Annotated in this window: 6 protein-coding genes; 1 reads left to right on the plus strand and 5 read right to left on the minus strand. The window is 69.0% G+C overall.

The window, feature by feature from the left end; all coding sequences use genetic code 11:
- Positions 1-61: 61 nt before the first annotated feature.
- Genes CLT75_RS30975 through CLT75_RS30990 form a run of 4 tightly spaced genes read right to left on the minus strand, consistent with a single transcriptional unit; the run spans position 62 to position 16,129 of the window.
- Entirely contained in the window at positions 62-2,197 is a 2,136-nt protein-coding gene (locus CLT75_RS30975; protein ID WP_135243624.1) for a UvrD-helicase domain-containing protein, read from the minus strand.
- Positions 2,197-8,535 carry a DEAD/DEAH box helicase gene (locus CLT75_RS30980; protein WP_135243625.1) on the minus strand — a complete coding sequence of 2,113 codons (6,339 nt, stop codon included), beginning with the start codon at positions 8,533-8,535 and terminating at the stop codon, positions 2,197-2,199. Before CLT75_RS30980 ends, CLT75_RS30975 begins: the two co-directional genes overlap by 1 nt.
- Entirely contained in the window at positions 8,532-13,229 is a 4,698-nt protein-coding gene (locus CLT75_RS30985) for a DNA methyltransferase (protein ID WP_135243626.1), read from the minus strand. Before CLT75_RS30985 ends, CLT75_RS30980 begins: the two co-directional genes overlap by 4 nt.
- Positions 13,226-16,129, minus strand: a complete 2,904-nt coding sequence (locus CLT75_RS30990) for a DEAD/DEAH box helicase (RefSeq protein WP_135243627.1) — start codon at positions 16,127-16,129, stop codon at positions 13,226-13,228. Before CLT75_RS30990 ends, CLT75_RS30985 begins: the two co-directional genes overlap by 4 nt.
- 136 nt (positions 16,130-16,265) lie before the next feature.
- Here CLT75_RS30990 and CLT75_RS30995 point away from each other — a divergent pair, with 136 nt between their 5' ends.
- Entirely contained in the window at positions 16,266-16,682 is a 417-nt protein-coding gene (locus tag CLT75_RS30995) for a very short patch repair endonuclease (protein WP_486485313.1), read from the plus strand.
- Here the strand turns inward: CLT75_RS30995 and CLT75_RS31000 are convergent.
- Positions 16,669-18,420: a hypothetical protein gene (locus CLT75_RS31000; protein ID WP_135243629.1), complete on the minus strand. Its 1,752-nt coding sequence runs from the start codon at positions 18,418-18,420 to the stop codon at positions 16,669-16,671. The two genes, CLT75_RS30995 and CLT75_RS31000, sit on opposite strands and share 14 nt — an antisense overlap.
- Position 18,421 lies beyond the last annotated feature (1 nt).

Raw genomic sequence — 18,421 nt, forward strand, 5'->3', positions numbered from 1 at the left:
GCCTTCCGATCTCCCATATGACATCGGGCGTGGCCTTCTTCCCAGGCCTCCTACTCGGCGGTCAGCTTCGCTGCACCACTATCAGCTGGTCACGCGCCCGGGTCGCCGCGACGTAGGTCAACGACCGGGCCCGGAGCTCCGCGTCCGCGCGCTCGGCAGGATCCAGCAAGGCAAGGCGTTCCATCTCCGCCGGCGATGGTTTGCCTGCGGCCAGCAGGACCTTGGAGAACTCGGTGCCCTTGGCACGGTGCATCGTGAGTACTGGTACCCGGCCTGCCGGGGGGCGGTCACGGTCCACGGCGCGGGCATCGATGCCGGCATCGGTGAGAACGGTGACGACTCGGTCGCGGTGGTACCGGTCGGGGACCAGGACGGCGACGTTCTCGAGCGGATCTCCGGCGTCGAGCCAGGTGCGCACGTGTCGGACGACCACCGCTGCTTCTTCGGCAAGGGAGTCGACGAGTTCGATGATGGGCATCGGGCCGGTGCGGGCCGATCGGTAGCCGGTGCCTTCCGGCTCGTCCTGCAGGTCGACGTACTGGCCGCCGCCGAGGATCGTCATGGCGTAGTGCAGGTTCTGCGCCGTGGTCCGGTAGTTCAGGGTCAGCCGCTGGGAGCGACCGACGATGGCGACGCCGTACCGCCCGAGCACGACGCGGGTGCCGTAGATGCGCTGGTGGGAGTCCTCGGCGATGAACAGGTCGTCGGCGTGCTCCCCGACGATGGCACGGAGCAGGAGCCAGTGGGTGGGCGAGAGGTCCTGCCCTTCGTCAACGAGCACGTGATCGGCGGGACGCGGGTCGGTGACCGTCAGGTGCGCTGCGGCGACTGCGGCGGCCTCAGCGAAGTCGAGGCCGCCGTCGGCCCGACAGCGGGCCCGGTATGCCTCGACGAGTGCCCAGACGGCTCGGCGTTTGGCACGGTCCAGCGCGACGCCTCGACCTGGTCGGCGTACCCGTAGATAGCCGACCTCGTCGTGCACCTTGTTGGGTAGGACGACGTGCGCGTACTCCGAGGCGAGGAACGTCTCGTTGGCCAGCTCGTACGGCAGCATGGTGCCGGTCGATTCGACGACCTCCCGCCAACGATTCGGTGCGGTGCGGGCCAGCGGCATCGACCGCTCCTCGCCGAGGACCTCCCGCATCGCAGGGGCCAGGCCGCGACCAGCGGTCCGTAGCACTGCGGAGGCGAGCGCGTCCACACCCGTCACGTACACGCCGGGCTGGTCGAGGGCCTTGGCCTGTGGCACACGCGGGTCGAGCTGGCCGAGGCTGTCGCCCAAGGCGTCCGCGAGGTTGGTGGTGAAGGTGGTCAGGATGATCCGGGCGTCGGGATTGCGGCGGGCGAGTGCGCGGGCCCGATGGACGAGCACGACGGTCTTGCCGGTGCCGGCTCCGCCCGAGAGCCGGAACGGGCCACTGTACGAGCGGTCGACGTAGCGACGCTGCTCGGGGTGCAGGAAGATCCGCCAAGCACCGAAGTCGCCGCCTTCGATGACCCGCCGCAGTTCCTCCTGGTCGTCGATGAACGCGTACTGCAGCGCGGCGGCCGGATGTTTGAGTGACTGCAACACGTCGGCATCGTCGTCACCGGACGAGGAGGCCTTCTCCAACTGCATCCGTCGGACGATCGCGTCGATGTCGTCCCCTGCGGCCAGGTCGACCAGGATGGTGCCGATCCAGCCCTCGTGTCGCTGTGCGAGGTCGAGGATGCCGTCCTCGTCAGAGGCGGCCACGGCCTGGGTGACGACGTCTTCAGGGAGGCCGAGCCGCTCGACGAGTTCGCTGCGTTCGTGGCCGAGTTGGGCGAACAGCGGCTTCGTAGGCCTCGTCTTGGTCTCGTCGGGAGGCGAAGTCGGGGCTGGGGAAGGCTCGATCTCTTCGATCTGGGGTAGGCCGTTGATGGGGTTCACCCTCAGTCGCACGCGTCGTGCGATGCCGATGGCGTCGTCGTGTGGCCAGATGCCGTGGATGACGTAGTGGGTTTCACCGTCGCCGTCGAGGCGGAACATGACGGCCCGCCAGAAGTCGTCGACCCGCCCGGTGCGAACCCGTGGGTCGACGCTGTGCTGGATGGGTTCGACGTGCAGGCCCGGGGTGGCGTCGTCGACTCCGAGCTTCTGCAGGAAGGTCATCGCCTTTCCACGGACCGAGCCGTCGATCTTGCCGGCGAGCTTTCCCATGATGATGGTCGGCATCAGTGTCCTTCGTCCGTCTCGACGGCAGCGTGGGCCAGGGCAGCGACGACCTCGGCGGGCGTGGGCGCCACCAACCGCCAGCCGTGGCGGGCCAGGTCGGTGCGGTCCTCCGGCGGCATGTGGGGAAAGGCCACGGCGACGCGCAGCGTAGGCCAGCAAATGTCGAGCGGGATGCCGTCCGGGCCCTCCGCTCCGACTGTCGGTGGTGTGACGTCGTGGCTGGCCAGGGAGCTGATCAGTTCCTTCTCGTCCTGCGAGAACGCGGCCTCGTACACGTCGGCCCAGGCACCCACCGGCCGCAGCGGCTCGGCCGTGTCCGGACTGCCGGCGATCGGCTCGACGAGGCTGGACGTCGTCACGGCGGTCGGCCAGTCTCGTGGACCGAGCGCGTTCGCGAGCCGCAGCCAGGCTCGCCACGATTCGGCATGTCTCTCGTCGAGCATCTCGGACCGATCGTCGAGCACGACTGCGACCTCGACGCCGGTGGTGTGCCTCATCTCGACGACAGCTGCGAGGGAACCGCTGCGATGCAGGTGGACTCTCCGCTCGCCGACGGGCGACTCCTCACCGAGCAGAACCGCCCGGCCCACCTGGGCGAGGGTGACGTCCGAGGCAACCTGGAGCGGTTGCGCCCCGGCGGACAGAAACATCGGCACGGCGCGTGCGGCAGCCCGCGCCGCAGCCGGGTTCGGGTCGAGAACCCAGCCGACCAGCCAGTCGACCATCCCTCGACCCAGTGCCTTGTACGCCTCCGGCGGTGCCTGGAACCCCGGTACGTTCATCAGGTTGCCGGCCAGGGCGGCATTCCACCACTGCGGCGCGGTGTGGGTGCCGGTTTCGGCAGCGGCGATGTCGGCGCTGGTGAGGGCGACCACCACCATGCCCAGGTCACGCAGGTGGGCACGCTTGGCGGCATCGTCCGCGAGTCGGTTCACCGTGGCGGTGGCGTGGTAGGCCCGGCCATCGGTGAAGACCGCGACGTCGGGCACGTTCGTGTCGTTGGCCTTGAGCAGGAAGTCCGGCCGCGAGTTGGCGACGTTCACCTGTGGCGTCAGGGTCCAGTGCCGGGGTGTGCCGGGCAGGGTGAACCGGGCGACGTTGCCGACCGGGGAGGGTGTTTCGGCGACCGCCGCGCCGCTACGGCGCAACCGGCCCAGGAACACCCGGTGGAACGCACGCTCCAGATGGGACTCCGGTTCCTCGTTCGGGGCCACCTTGGTCACCGTCCAGGTCGTGTCCTCGGCTGTGTGCACGTCGGGAGCCAACCCGAGCAGGGTGTGCAGGTGTCGTTCGGCAGAGGCCCGCGAAACCCGGCGGACGACTCCCGGCGGAGGGAACGGTAGCAGGCAGCGATGGCAGGCTAACCGCTCCTCGAGGCGGCACTCGCAGTCCCGCACCCGGTTCCAGGCAAGGACCAGCAGCTTCCTGAAGTCGTCCGGATCGGCGATGCCGGCCAGATACCCTGTGCCGCCCGGAACGGTGTCGTGCAGCAGGATCGCGTCGTGGTTGTCGCTTCCGTCGGACAACGTCGGATCGACGACCTGCTCGACCCGGATGTGGTCGGGGTGACCGCCCATCTGCTCCCGCAGGCCCAGCAGCAGCGCTGCGGACAGACTCGGTACGGCGAAGTCGTCGCCGAGGGTGACCGTATGGGGCAACCGGACCAGCAGACCCTGGGTGCGCAGGGTCCGGGACAGCGCGACGGTGCTGGTCACCTCGCTCACCGAAGTCCGGTGCGGGCACCAGGGGCGGTGCTCGTGCGGCCGGTTGCGGCCGGTGTCGGTGTCGCGTTTCCCGCAGCCGGAGCAGACCCGGAACAACGTTCCCTGCCGTTCGGCCCCGGCGATGGTACGGGTCGGACCGTGCCCGGCCGGGCCGAGATTGAGCCAGCGGATGTCGACCGAGCGAAGGAGGCTGCAACCCAGCCCGATGCCCTCGGCGAACCATCGGTCCGCCACGTCGTCCGGGTTCACGTCCACGGTGGTCACGATCTGGAAGGCGACTCGGCCTCGCTCGTCGCGGCGGTCGGAGATGGCCACCTCGTCACGGCGCAGTTCGGCGGAGACGCGGGTGAGTTCGACCACGTCGAGGCGTTGCCCGGTGTCGTGGATTCCCCGGCTGCCGCAGCGCGGGCAGGTGACCGGGACGACTTCCCTCCCGGTCAGCGCCAGATCGGCCGCGTACCCGCAATCCGGGCAGAACGCCCAGGTGCGGACCGACGCCCCGTCCAGGCCGAGATCGACAGCGTCGATCTCGATCTCCCAGCCACGGGCGTAGAAGGTGGCTCCGGGCGCGAACTCACGCAGGGCGTGTGCCGAGCCCCGCTGGAACTGCGCACTGTCATAGCGGTACTTGGCGTCGTCCGGGTCGATCCACGACAGCCCGACGTCCAGGGTGACGGTGTCGTCGAGCAGTGTGTAGTTGGGCAGTAGCCCGTACTCCTCCAGGACACCGATCCAGTAGCTGCTACGTAGATGAGCCAGCTGACCACTGGTCATCTGTCGGGTCGCCTGCGCGGACCGCAGTGCCTGCCGGTCGTCCTCGGTCACCGCAGGTGACTGCGCCCGCGCCTCGAGTTCCGGAAGTAGTTCGGTGATCTTCGCTCGGCGCTGTTCGAGCACCGCGACCGTCTGCTGCCAGCGCCCGCTCGCCTCCTGCAGGTGCCGGGCGAATCCGCTGCTGCGTGGGCCGGCCTTCGGCACCAGCCAGTCTCGCAGCCCGTCCACCACCTCGCCGGGTAGGTCGGCCAGCGTCGCGACGAATCGGGCCAGATCCTGCTCCCACGACTGCTCGGCCCGCAGGACCAAGTCACCGAGGAAGGTGCCCGGCGCGCAGGACCCGATGGCCCCGGCCGCCCTGCTCGGATGCCGGCGGCCCTGCTCCCGAGCCGACGCGTCGATCAGGTAGGCCGTGTACTGACGGCGCAGGATCTCCTCGGCGGCCAGGTAGGTCGCCGGTGGTCGCACCTCGCCGTCGATCACCGACAGCGGATCTCCGAGCTTCGGCAGGTGCTCGCCGCGACCGGTGACGAACGACAGGTCGAAAGCGTTTCCGGTGAGACGGCCGGCCCGCCCGACCCGCTGCAGATAGGAAGCCACCGTACGGGGCAGCGAGGCGAGGAACACCGCCGACAGGTCGCCGATGTCGATGCCCATCTCCAGGGTGGGCGTCGCGACCAGCACGTTCGGCGCCTGCGGGCTGGTCGCCGCACCACGGAAGCCGTCCTCGTACGCCAGACGCGTCGCGTCGTCGAGCAAGCTGGTGTGCTCCCGAGCGACGACCCGCCGCATGTCCGGCGAGGCGTAGAGGCGGCGGTAGAAGTTCTCGGCCGGCAGCGGCTGAGACTGCAGGTGTCCACGGCACCGTACGTTCAGGCAAGGTGCCCCGGACAGCTGGACGACGGTGGCGACGCCGCCGGGCATGCTGCCCCGGCAGGTGTCGCAGACCAGAAGGTGCCGCCCGGAGGCCAGGTCGGCCTCGTCCGTCGGGGCCACCACCACCCCGGAGGCGGGCAGGGCGTAGACGGTGGCCCCGGACTGGCTGGTCGTCGTGGTCAGCACACCGTCACGGGCGAGCCGCTCGAACAGCATCCGGGCGAGTCGGCCGCCGTCGAGGGGCGAGACGTCGAGCACCCGCGACGTCCAGCGGGCGTACCAAGACTGAGAGGCGGTCACCGGGTCCAGGTGGGAGTAGTTGGTCGGCCCCGGCGAGCCACCCACCTTCGGGTACGCCGGTCGCGGCCGGTCGCGGGGAAACGCCGGCATGCCGTCCCCACGGGGCCGGCCACCCCAGATCGACCAGTCGCGGCCGTCCTCGGCGCGATAACGGTCGAACCACGGATGCTCGATCGCGCCCTGTACCCGCATCCGGTCCAGCACACCGCGCACCCACTGCACCAGGATGTCGTCACCGACGCCGGCCGACCCCAGACGCTCCTGCCAGGCGGTGTCGTCGAGGGCGGCCCGAGCCAGGCCGGCGATGCGTGCCGGAAGACCCGCCTCGACCTCGACCGCCACGGACCCGGTCAGCTCCAGCGTCCGGCCGATACGGGAGTTCAGCCCGAACTCCAGGGAGGCATCCAGGGCCAGCCGCTTGCGTACCCGCGAGTGCACCGACGTCTTGACGGCCCGCTGACGCGGCGCCTGCCAGAACGGCGTGAACGACTCCCGGTCGGCGCAGTCCGGTGCCAGGACCCGGTAGCGCCGGACCGGATCGTCACCCGCCTTCGTCAGCACCTCCTCCACCAACCGGTCGAGCGTCAGCGCCCCCTCCGCGACAGCCTCGTGCAACACCGAACGCATGGTCAGCGTGTGCGAACGGGCCTGCACGAAGCCGGCCCGGTGCGCCGCGTCCTGCACCGAGTCGGTGAAGACCAGCGCTTTCTTCTCTTCGGAGGCCAGCTTCGGCGCACCGAAGAGGGTGGACAGCGACACCGACAGCAGGGTGGCGATGGCGCTGCCCAGGAACCGGATGCCGTCCTCCTGCCCACACGACGGGCACGTGTCCTTGCGGCTGAGCTCGTCGGCGGCGTCCCCGACGTTCGTCAGCACCGGCAGGACCCAACCGTCACGCAGATCCGGATCGTCCACGTCGACCGTGCCCAGCAACTCCCGGCTGCGCACCGCGAACCACACCAGTCCCTCGACCGGCGACTCGTCGTCGGACCGAACGGCGGCCTCGGCCGGCGCGTACAGCAAGGGCCGGAACCGGCCCTCTCGGGCGGCATGCTGCCGACGGATGCCCTCGTCGTCCGGGGCCAGGCTGTCGCCCACCGGGGCGAGCCCGACCCCCCACCCGGACCGCCCGCAGTGCCGGCAGAAGATCGCCGGGAACGACGGGCGAGCCTCCTCGGCCTCGTCGCCCGCAACCACCGGCCCGTCGTCACTCCACCGGAACCGCGCCGTGGCGGCCGCAGCCCGATCGATGCGGGTCAGCTCCCGTACCCACAGGTGCACGTCGACCGAGAGCGCACCACCACCGACGACCTTACGCACGTGCCCGAGCATCGCCAGGACCTGCGACAACGACGCCTCGGCCTGCTCCGGTTCGGCCTGCGGACCGAACACCTGCAGGGCGAGGTCGCTGAGCGCGACGGCCTGACCGGCCGACCGTGCCAGCTCGATCACCAACGGGTGTGCCCGGCACAACGCCGACAACGACTCCGGCGCCGCACCGGCGAGCTCGTCGCTGGTCACCCCGTACAGCAGCCCGAGTACGGCGTACGCTGCTTCCGCGCCGGAGGCATCCAGGCTCACCTCCGGCAGCGGCCGGATTCCGGCGGCGCGCAACTCGTCGAGGCTCTTCGGTGTGAACCCGGCCGTGGCAACCGCCTCGGCCGCGCCGTCGGTCCAGTCCGTCAGGCCCAGTCGCGTCTCGGTGACCACCGACGTGGAGTCGAAGCGTTCCCCGAAGACGGTGTGGGCGAACTCCCGCATCACCGACGGGTCGCCCTTGTCGCCGAGCGTCGCCGAGGTCGCGACCGGCGTCATCAGGCCCAACGGCCGGGACCGGGCGGCGTCGTCTACGAGTGGATCGTCGTCACGCCAATGGCTCTTGAGCGTCAGTCCCAGCCGGCGCAGGAGCATCGCCACGTCGGTACCCTGCGCCCCGTCGTAGGTGTGGAACTCGTCCAACACCAGGTAGCGAAGGCTCGTCGCCGACTGCAGCCACAACTCCTGGTCCTCGGAGCGCAGCAGCAACTGGTCGAGCATCTTGTAGTTGGTCAACAGCAGGTCCGGAGCGGTGTCCCGGATCGCCACCCGGTCCGTGATCAGCCCATCCGGGGTGACCGTGGTGCGGGTGGCTCCCTCCTGCCCGGTGTAGAGCGCAGCCGTCACACCGGCCAACGCCGAGTGTGTGGTGAGCAGGCGGGTCAGACGCGCCGCCTGGTCGTTGGCGAGCGCGTTCATCGGATACAGGATCAGCGCCTTCGTGCCGGTCACCCCGTCGCGACGGGCCCGGATCACGTGGTCGAGGATCGGATGCAGGAACGCCTCGGTCTTGCCCGAACCCGTACCGGTGGTGACCAAAGTCGGCAGCGGTCGACGCGGCTCGCCGCCGACCGCCGATGCCAGCCGAGCGAACGCCGCCGCCTGGTGGCCGTAAGGCGGGAAACCCTCGTACCACTCCAGGCTGTTTCGCCACCCCTCCTCGGCGGGCCGGAACGGCAGCCGCAGTCGCACGTAGGGGCCCTTGAACATGCCGGTGTCCGGGTCGGAAAGGAACCGATCCAAGCCGTCGCGTGCGTCGCCGTCGGTCAGCCCGAACGTCGTCGTCAGGTAGTCGACCAGACCCTGCCGGACCCGGGGTGCCTGGAAGGTGGGCAGCAACTCGGTCACGAACGCTCCCGCAGCCGCTGCTCGAAGACGGCATACGCCTGCCGCATGTCCGCCTCCCGATCGAGGGTGACGAAGGGCAGTTCGTAGGTGTAGGTGTAGCCGGACTGGTTGGTCGCAGTCCGCTCCTCTGCGGTGATCCGGTCGCCCTTCCTGCGCCACACGGTGAGCACCGAATTAGGCACGAGACGCCCGTTGACGTCGTAGAAGTAGACCGTGCGGTCGTAGCCACGCAACACCGCGAACTGGGTCCGGTAGATCGAACACAGCTCGTCGGCGGTCAACCCGAGCATCAACGCGACCAGCGCATCGATCTCGACCAGCGCCTGACGCCGGTCGGCGGCGATCCGCAAGGGCGTGTCGGCGGTCCAACCCGGGCCGACCTGCCCCAGCGGCTTCCGTCGCCGATGCGCGAACCCGCCCGCCCAAACGTCGTTACTGAATTCGCTTAGGTGACACTCCTGCCAAAGGTCGGCGTAGGCCGCGGTCACCGAGTTCAGACGCAGCGCGCGCAAGAGCAGGAACGGGTCGAGCGGGTGTGGATCTCCACCGGCGATTCGGGAAACGGCAGCAGCGCGAATCGTGGACTTGGGTGCCACCCGAATGGAAAAGTCGGTGGTCATGGACGAGAGATATCCGCTAACGATCACCAGATTCCGCAGTCCGCCGGCAGGCATTCCCATGGAGAAGATGCCGTCAACGTGACTGGCGCCCGGTGGGATAATTCCCGGAATGAAGGTTCGTTCGCCCTGGTTGGCGGCCATCGTCCGCCAGGCGATGCGGTAGTGGTCGCGGGCGGGGTCAGGATGGTCCTCGTCACCCCAGTCGGTGTAGGCGCAGTCGTATTCGTACCGGTCGCCGATGGGCTGGTAGGCAGTGGCCGGGATCGCGTCGGCCGGCAACTCCTCGAAGTCCGTCACCGACCAGTCCTGATTGTTGCGCATGGTCTTGTTCGGAGTCTTGTAGAGCGGCGTCGCCACGAACAGGTGTGGCCCTTGCAGAATCACGTCGTCCCAAGACGCCGGCACCGCCCACTCCGACTCGAAGTAGCCCTTGCGTCGATCGGTTGTCTCGTTCCATCCCTGCGAGAATCGGAGCCCGAGTTCGTGCATGCGGCGTGCATGCGACAGCTTCTCCAGTACCACTGCCGTAGACCGGTTCACCGCGTACACCATCCGGGTCTGCTGGACTGGCACTTTTTCGGTTTCCATGGTGGCGTGCCAGGCGCGTAGCGTCTCGTCGGTGACGCGGGTGATCCGCGATCCGTGCGGGCGTAAGTCCCATTTTCCATCGTCGTCCTTTAGCCCTGGCTCCGGCCCGGAACCGTCGTGGACGAGTGATCGCAGCGCAGTGTCGGGGTGGTAGAGCCAACTCGCCTGGGTGAACGCCGACGCTTCCTGCCGAGATCCGTGCACCGTGATGCCGTAGTGCTTGTGGTCTTCGATTTCAAAGAGCCTGAGTTCGTTGACGAAATGCCAGTGGCGGCGTAGGCGGAGATACAGCTCGGAGCGGAGAACGCCCGCCTTCTCGTCCGTGAAGTGCGAGTTCAGGTGGATCATGCCGATCGTGCCGAGCTTCGAGCTGTGCCGCCACATCACCTCCATAAAGCAGCGATAGAGGTCGGGCCGCAGCCCGACGAGATGCGGATACTGCGGCTTTGCGCTGACAGAAGATCCGACGCAGGCCGTGTCCGCGATACTGTCGATCACGAACTCCGTCATGCCAGGCAAGGCAAGCGTGCCGGTGCGCTTCGCGGCGACCTGCGCCTGGGTTGGCCTGAGCGCGAGCTGCCACCACGGGTCCCCCTCGGCCAGTAGTGCTGCGACATCGACATCCGGTCGAACCCATGGGGGGTTACCGACTTGGAGGTCGAAGCCGCCACCGGCGAAGACCGTTGCGAAGTCCAGGTTCCAGTGGAAGAAGCCCTGTCGTTGGGCGATCCGCTCGCAGACCACCAGCCATGGGTGCTTCTGGAGCACCTCGCCGATGGATTCCGCGCTGGCGAAACCGATCTCCAGAGACTCGGCTCCGTCCAACTCGGCCCAGCTCATGCCCGCGCCGAAGCGCAGCTCGACCGGCTTGCGCTTGTGCACGTCCGGGTTGCGACCGAGTAGCGCCTGCAGGCCGGTGATCCATTGTGCGGCCGTGGGCGGCTCGATCACCTCGCCGTTCACGGTGGCGAGCGAGTCGGTGAGGGGCCAGAACCACAACGCGGTCCAGGCGTCCATCGCTCGGCGTAGCCGGCGGTAGGCGCCATTCTGGTCGGCGAGTGCCGTCTCGATCTGCTCGCGGGTCACTGCACCGCCGGCCGGCAGCTCACCCGCTCCCCACACCGGGATCGACCGGCGGATCTGCTCCTCGGCGATGGTCAGCCGCCGGTACGCGATCTGCCACAGGGTTTCGACCCGGTGCGCGAGTTCGGCGTACGCGTCGACCTGGGTCTTGGTGGGTTTGTTCCGTGTGCCGGTCCGCCATCTCTTCAGGTTCTTTGCGGCATCCGGAGCGAGGGCGGCGGCCTCTTTCGCGTCGGCGGCCGAGCCCCAGCCGTCGGCGGGAAGTAGGAAGTGGTGGATACCGTCGGTGGCGACGCGCCCGGCAGCGATGTCCTCGGCCAGGGAGGTCAGCGGCACCTCCTGCGGCACGGCTCCCAGCCAGGACTTGTCGGCGACCTGGCTGCGGCGGTAGACGGCACGGCGAGCCCCGATCAGCGAGTTGCCGCGGCGCAGGTGCAGGCCGAACCACGGTGCAGACAGGCCCTCGACCATGGTGTCCAGCCAGAGCGAGATTTCAGCCAGCTCGACGGCGGTCTCGTTGAGGTCGACGCCGTAGACGTTGTGCAGGGCCAGGTACGCCTTGACCTCCTGCAAGCGCTTCGGGTACTCGTCCGGGTCGATACGCTGGTCGAGTTCCTTCTGCCGGCGCTTGAGGTACTGGTCGGCGAGCTGGCGGACCGCTTCGATGGCGAACGCGCCCGAGCCCAGCGCCGGCTCGCAGATTGTCATGCTCAAGATCTGCTCGGCTGGAGTCTCGTCGGTGAGCAGTTCCTCCAGGGCTTGCCCGACGGTGAAGCGGGTCAGCACCTCGGGGGTGTAGTAGGAGGCCGACTGCTGCCGTTCCCGTCCGGCGAGGCGGAACACGAACGAGCCCTGTTTGTGCACCACCGGGCGGGACTCGCCGGTCACCGGGTCGACGGTTTTCACGAAGTGGACGGCGTCGATGCCGTCGGCTCGGTCGACCGGGACGACCCACGATCCCTTCGAGCCGTCGCCGTTCTTGGCCACCTCGTACAGGTCGGTGTCAGCGAAGAAGCCGGTGTAGGACATCAGGCCTTCGTAGACCGCGCCGAGCTGGTTGATGCCAAGCTCGGCGTACGAAATGAAGCCTCGGTCCTTGCCGCGCTGCTCCTTGCTGAGCAGCAGGTGTGCCAGTACCTGCTGGACGGCGACGTTGCCCAGGCCGACCTCGTCGATGTGGGCGATGGCTTCGGGAAGGAAGAGGTCGGCGCGCAGCGGGTTGAAGGTCAGGCCCGGGATGTTCGTCGCATCATCGTCGTCGCCGGCTGATGGATGGCCCTTGTCGATGAGGCGGAACAGGACTCCCAGCGACTCGTAGAGGTGCGTGCCGTTACGGGCTCGGGGGGTGGCCAGTTCGACCTGCACGAGTTCGCGGAGCCGGTCGAGGCTGTAACCCTGGTCGTACTCGGGGGCTCCGACCGGCAGCACGCCCAGCTCGGGGGAGGCTTCGGCGTAGAGCAGGAACAGGATCCGGTAGAGGAACCGCAGTGACTGCCTGGCCAGTGGCTGGGCCTCGGATTTCGGCAGCGGAGGCAGACCTCGGGCGCGCCGGCGGGTGACGACCTCGTTGGCGACGATCTCGATGGAGAGGCGTACGCCCTCGCGTAGGTCCTGGGAGACGCCGACGGTGTGTTTGACCGACGCCTCCAGCACGCCGTGCCACCACAGCTTGCCGTCGGCGTCCGGGGCGATCGACTCGGCGCACAGGCAGGCCAGCGCCCGGTCGACCTCGCCGCCCTTCTTGCTGTCGTTGCGTTCGCAGACCAGTTGGATGTCGACGGCGAGGTAGCGGCCTTCGGCCCAGCGTTCGCGTTCGGCGAGCAGCGCCCACCGACCGGCCAGCACCAGCGCCAGTTCGGGGGCATCGTCGGCGACGAAGAGGGCGGACAGCAGCCGGGCGACGCTCTTGACGTCCTCGCCGTCCTCGGTCAGCCGAGTCGGTTCGTCGAGCGTCACCGCGTCGCGGGCGAGCAGTTCCTCGACGGTGGCCACGGGCAGAGCCGTGAGGACGACCAGGGGCGCGGGTCCGGTCACGCCGACCGAGGAAACCCGGGTGACCGGCCCGGTTTCGACGGTGACGAACCCGGGCGCGTCGAGTCCGAGGACGGTGCGCACCGTCGTGGCGACGCGGGCGGGTGCGCCGTGGGCTGTCCGACTGCCGGTTTGCTCGGTGGCGGCGGCCGGGTCGAGCAGCTCGGACAGGGTTGCCAGGTCGCTTTCCAACTCCTTGCGGGCGGCGAGGAACCGGGATCGTGGTGTCGGGCGCTTCTCCGCGTCCTCGGTGTCCCACGCGGTGCGGCGTTCCAGGACCTTGGCGCGGAACGATTCTCTCGTGGCCTCGGTGGTGAAGTAGTGCTCGGAGATCCAGCCTTCGCCGACGAGGATCGCGTCCGACCCGCTCACTCGTTCTCGCTTTCCGTGTCGGGCACGACCACCAGCAGTGGGCGTACCAGTTGTCGGGACGGTGCCATCGATTCGGCCAATTCGCGTTCCTCGTCGATGCGGGCCCGGCTGGCTTGTACGTCGCTGCGCCGGATCAGGACGTCTGCTCCCTCGTCCCACGCGTCGAGCTTGCGGCGCCAAGTCTCGACCCGTTGCTGGGCGTCGCGGCTGGCCGCCTCGAAGACGTTCTTCTCCAGGTAGGCCGCCGCCTGGTGCACCGCAGGCGCGACCAGAGGTTCGATACTGTCGATCGAGGGCACGGGGCCGGGGTTAGCTCGCGGTGTGGTCCAGCCCAGCTCCTGCAACGCGGTACGGACCGACTCGTGCGGCGTCACCAGGACGAACGACGGGTCCTCCGGGGCAGGGAACTGCGCGGTCAGCCACGCCGTGGAGACCACCTGTCCCCGCTTGTTCGTCAGCGTGCCGAGCAGCAGCACCGTCGGGGTCTCCACGGTGCCGCGCACGGCGAACACCTCGTTGCGGCCGAGGGCGGCCAGGGCCCGGTCGGCGGCCCAGTCGAGGACCGGGTGCAGTGGGCTCAGGTAGTGCGCGTCGGGCCAGGTCGTACCACTGCGGTCGCGAAGGGCTGCGGCGAGTCGTTCCCGGCCTCGGGCCATGGTCGTGGCGAGCACCAGGCGTTCGGTGACCTTGCGGTCGGCGAGATAGCTCTGCGGCAGCACGTCGAGGCGTTGCACCAGGTCGGTCGGGGGGACGAGTTCGGCGGTTCCGAACGCCTCGTCGCGGCGCCAGCCGACACCGCCTCGGGCCGGCGGCGCGGTGGGGTCGACGAACGCCTCCCGCAGGGCCTCCTCCAGGTACGAGATCTCGTCGTCGTAGAGGCCCGAGCCGGCGTCGCTGGGCTCCACCGTGGCGGCTGGGGCCACAGATTCGTCGGTGGTCTGCCCGGGGGAGTCGAAGAGTTGGGCGAACAGCGCTGCGAGGTCGTTCCCGGCGGCGACCTCGATGACCGGTCGGATCACGTCGTCGAGCTGCTTGGTGCGGGCGAGCACGGACCGGATCTCGTTCTCCTCGCCCTTGACGTCGTACTGCCCCATCAGCGAGGCGACGTCACCCAGAGCGGTGTGCGCCTCGTTCTCCTTCTCGATCAGCTTGGCGAGCACGCGGACGTCTCCGGCAAACTTCTCGCTGGCAGGGTCGAGCAGCAGGGCGGTGACGCGAGGCGGGTGCTTCTGGCCATAGCGGTCGATGCGGCCGTTGCGCTGCTCGATGCGGATCAGGCTCCACGGGATGTCGTAGTGGACGAGCTGGTGGCACTGGGCGTGCAGGTTGACTCCCTCGGAGGCGACGTCGCCGGTCACCAGCACGCGTACCGCCGCCTGCTCCTGCTTGAAGCGCTCGACGACGTCCTGCTGCTCGGCGTCGGTGAGACCGCCGTGCATCAGTTCGACGGCGCTCGTCGGTAGGCCGAGGTCCTTCGGAAGGCTGCGGTGCAGCCAGCGCAGCGTCTCCAGACGCTCGGCGAAGACCACTGCCCGGGTGGAGGAGCCGGGGCCGACACCGATCTCCTTCAGGTACGCCACCAGCCGGGTGTACTTGGCCGACGGCTCTCGCATGGTCCGCTCATTGAGCTGTCGCAGGTGGCGCAGGGCCCGCAGTTCGACCTCCGCTCGCTGGGACGGCACCTTCTCGTCCTTGCCGACCCGGTCGATGCGGCCGTCGATCGTCTCCTGAAGTGCGGCTGGTGAGGACAGGAACGCCTTCGCGAGCGTCCAGGGGAATAGCGCCGAGCGCGGTCCCGAGTACGGGCTTCCGCCCTCGCCGGGCCACAGCCAGGTGTGCTCGAGTTCGTCGGCGACCGCGTTCTCGGCCGGGGTAGCCGGCACCAGGACGTTGTTCGGCTCCTGCCGCTCCGCCCAGTCGGCGCCGACGGCGTTTGCGACCTCGGGGCTGTGCCGGTGGCGACGGACGACGAGCCGGCGAACCTCCTCCCGGTCGAGGACCCCGCTCGGTGGCACGGCGGACGGGTCGAGCAGACGCACCAGTTCGGCGAAGGACTCCGCCTTGCCGTTGTGCGGGGTGGCCGAAGCCAGGATCAGGGCTTCGGCGTTGCGGGCGAGTAGACGAGCGAGCCGATTGTTGAGAGTCGCGGCGTTCGACAGGTTGTGCGACTCGTCGATGACCACCGCGTCCCACCGCTGTCTACGCAGGCTGGCCACGTATCTGTCGGACTTGAGCGTGTCGATCGAGATGATCGCCCGGCGGTAGTAGGTGAACGGGTTGCGGGTCGCCGGTAGTTTCTGTCGAACCCGCTGGATGCCTGCGGTGTCGAGTCGTACGAACGGCAGGGCGAACCGGGTCCACAGCTCGTGCTGCATCTGTTCGAGCACGTGGCGTGGGGTCACCACGAGGATGCGGTCGCCGCGGCCGCGGCGTACCAGCTCGGAGAGCATCATGCCGATCTCGAGGGTCTTGCCGAGGCCGACGGCGTCGGCGAGCAGGATCCGGGGCCGTAGGTTCGCCGGGTCCAACGCCTTGCGTACCGCCGACTGCTGGTAGCTCAACGCGTCCGCCAGCCCTCTTGTCGCCGCCGTCAGCGAGCGTTCGCCGAGGGGCACGGCTGTCTTCCGGAGCGTCGATTCCAGCCAGAGGCGCGCGGTGCGGTATCGAGGGCTGGCGTCGGCCACCACCCGGGCCCGAGCGGGGTCCGACACGACCACCCGGTCCAGCCGGGTGTAGAACGAGGCGGTGGTGTCGCGGACGAGTTCGCCGAGCCCCTGGACGTGGACCAGGGTGCCGTCGGCTGTCTCCTCGGCCGCGCGGACGAGCCATTCCTCGTCGCGGACCACCACGACCGATCCTGGTGCGAACGAACCGTGGACGTCAGGCTTGGTTGCCGGCACAGGCGCATGCTCCGTCTTCGAAACCGTACGAAAACGACACCGAATAAGTCTCGGGTCGTTACCCGGCGAAAGCCTAGCCGTGCACGATCATTCACGATTCCGCAGAGAGGCCGAGAGTATGGTCCGAAAGTCGACTGTGCCGACACCGCTCGACGCCGCCACGTCGGTCCGCATGCGCCGCCAGCCCCGCACGTCCACCAAGCCCGAACTGGCACTCCGCCGTGAGCTGCACCGGCGGGGGCTGAGGTTCAGGGTCAACCACCCGGACCTGCCCGGGCGGCCTGATGTGGCCTTCAGCCGCGCCAAGATCGCCGTCTTCGTCGACGGTTGCTTCTGGCACCGCTGTCCGCAGCACGGAACCGTTCCCCGCAACAACCGCGAGTGGTGGCAGGCCAAGCTCGACCGCAACGTCGCCCGCGACCGAGCCAAGGACGCCGCTCTCGCCGAGCTTGGCTGGGTCGTGCTGCACGTGTGGGAACACGAAGCCATCGGCGCTGCCGCCGACCTGGTCCAGGCCGAGTGGCGACGCCGGGTGACGACTATCGGGCGGTGACCGAGGTACGCAGGAAGCCGTCCCTTCCGAACAGCACGCCGCGATCAAGGAACCGGTTGAAGAATCGGCACGACGGCTCACCGAGGTGTACGCAGGCGGTGCATGCGCCGCTGCCGATGCTGCAGCCCGGGTCCAGCGGGCACCGGTGCTCGGCGTCGACGAACGCGGTCAGCAGATCGTCGAGATTGGACTCGAAGACCGCTTGCATTCCGCCGAGCACGAAGTCGCCCCGGGCGGCCGCGTACACGAAGAAGCCGAGGTGCTCGGGCACCAGGTACTCGCTGAGGGCGTCGCGCTCGATGCCAGCAAAGACCGCCGTCTGCCGGATGAACCGGTGTGCGTACGTGTGGATCAGCTTGAGGACGTCGGAGCCGACGGACTCCACCTTGGGATCGTCGCGCTTGGTGGGAATCACTGCCGACTCCAGGATCGCCACCCGCGCCGCGAGCGCGTCGGTCGGCTCGGAGGTCCAGCCGGGCAGTCGGTGACCTCGGCCGGACAACCATGTCGCCACACGTACCGGGTCGAGGCGGATCAGGAAGGCCTCGGTCTCCGCCAGGTTGCCGTAAAGCCGATAGCCGCTGCGCTTGCGCCGAAACGGCACCAGCCGACACTTCGACGGATCGTCGTCACCTCGGGTGTAGCCGTACATGGCGTTGAGCACCGGGAACCTGTCGACCAGGTCGAGCCCGTCGATGCCGGCACGGCGCAGGGCCGGAGGATAGGCCTCCCGGTAGCGCCGCTCGAGTGGGTCGTGCGGCTCGGGCGCGCGCAGGGCTGTCGTCGGTGTCCGGCTTTCCGCCAGGGCCATCGCGATGTCGACGGCCACCCGCTCGGCCACTTCGCGGCGCGCTGTCGACAGCCGGTCGACCGGGTGGTCCCCGGCTACGGCCAGCTGACCGCCCGCCTCGGCCAGGTCCGCCATCTGTTCGGCGATGTCGGGAGCCATGCCGTTGGAGATCAACTGTTCGACAAGGTCCTTGCGGGTCTGCTTCGCCGCCACGTCGGCAGGGCGGCCTGCGGTCAGGCCCTCGACCACCCAGACGAGGGCCTTTCGGGAGCCGCCGGCGAGCTTCAGGCTCTCCCGGTGTTCCGGACGCGGCGGGTTGATCAGCACCATGCCGCGCGGCACGTAGACCATGCGGGCCTTGTGCACGTTCCATCGCACGTTGCCGTCGCCGCACGCACACTTGCGCCCGTGGCCGAGCCCCTGCCCCTGCATAGTTTCCGTGCGGCAGGTCGGGCACACGAACTTGATGTCGGCCGCCTTGGCGCTCTTCGGGATGACCACCTGCACGTCGTCGTGCTGGGGGCAGCGCCTGATCCAGGGCTCGGTGATGGCTCCGCACTCGTGCACGCCGACGAAGTGCAACTGCCCCCAGGCCCGTTTGCCGCACTTGCATCGGGCGTCCTCCGACTTCCCGATGCGCTTGCAGGCGCGGCACAGCCAGACTCGCGGGTATCGCTCGACAGTGACGCCGCGGCGTTCGTCGAGTTCGACCACCTCCACCGGCACCTTGCGCAGCAAGTCGCCGGCCATGCCGCTGTCCTTGTCGTTGGCGCTCCACACGGCAATCTCGTTCAGCAGGCTCCAGCGAACCAGCTCGGAGTCGACGTCGATCGGGCTCGGTGCCGACCACTCGTCGACCCGGTAGATGTCACCGCGCAGGTCGACCGTCTGCGCTGGCAGGAAGGTCCGCAGGATCTGGCTGCCGCTGCGGGAGCCCAGCTTCGTCATG

The sequence above is a fragment of the Micromonospora sp. CNZ285 genome (genome assembly GCF_004637285.1).

What these genes read in the sequence shown, in the direction of transcription:
- CLT75_RS30975 (WP_135243624.1), bottom strand. Translation starts at nt 2,197, where the DNA reads ATGCCGACCATCATCATGGGAAAGCTCGCCGGCAAGATCGACGGCTCG.
- CLT75_RS31000 (WP_135243629.1), bottom strand. Translation starts at nt 18,420, where the DNA reads ATGACGAAGCTGGGCTCCCGCAGCGGCAGCCAGATCCTGCGGACCTTC.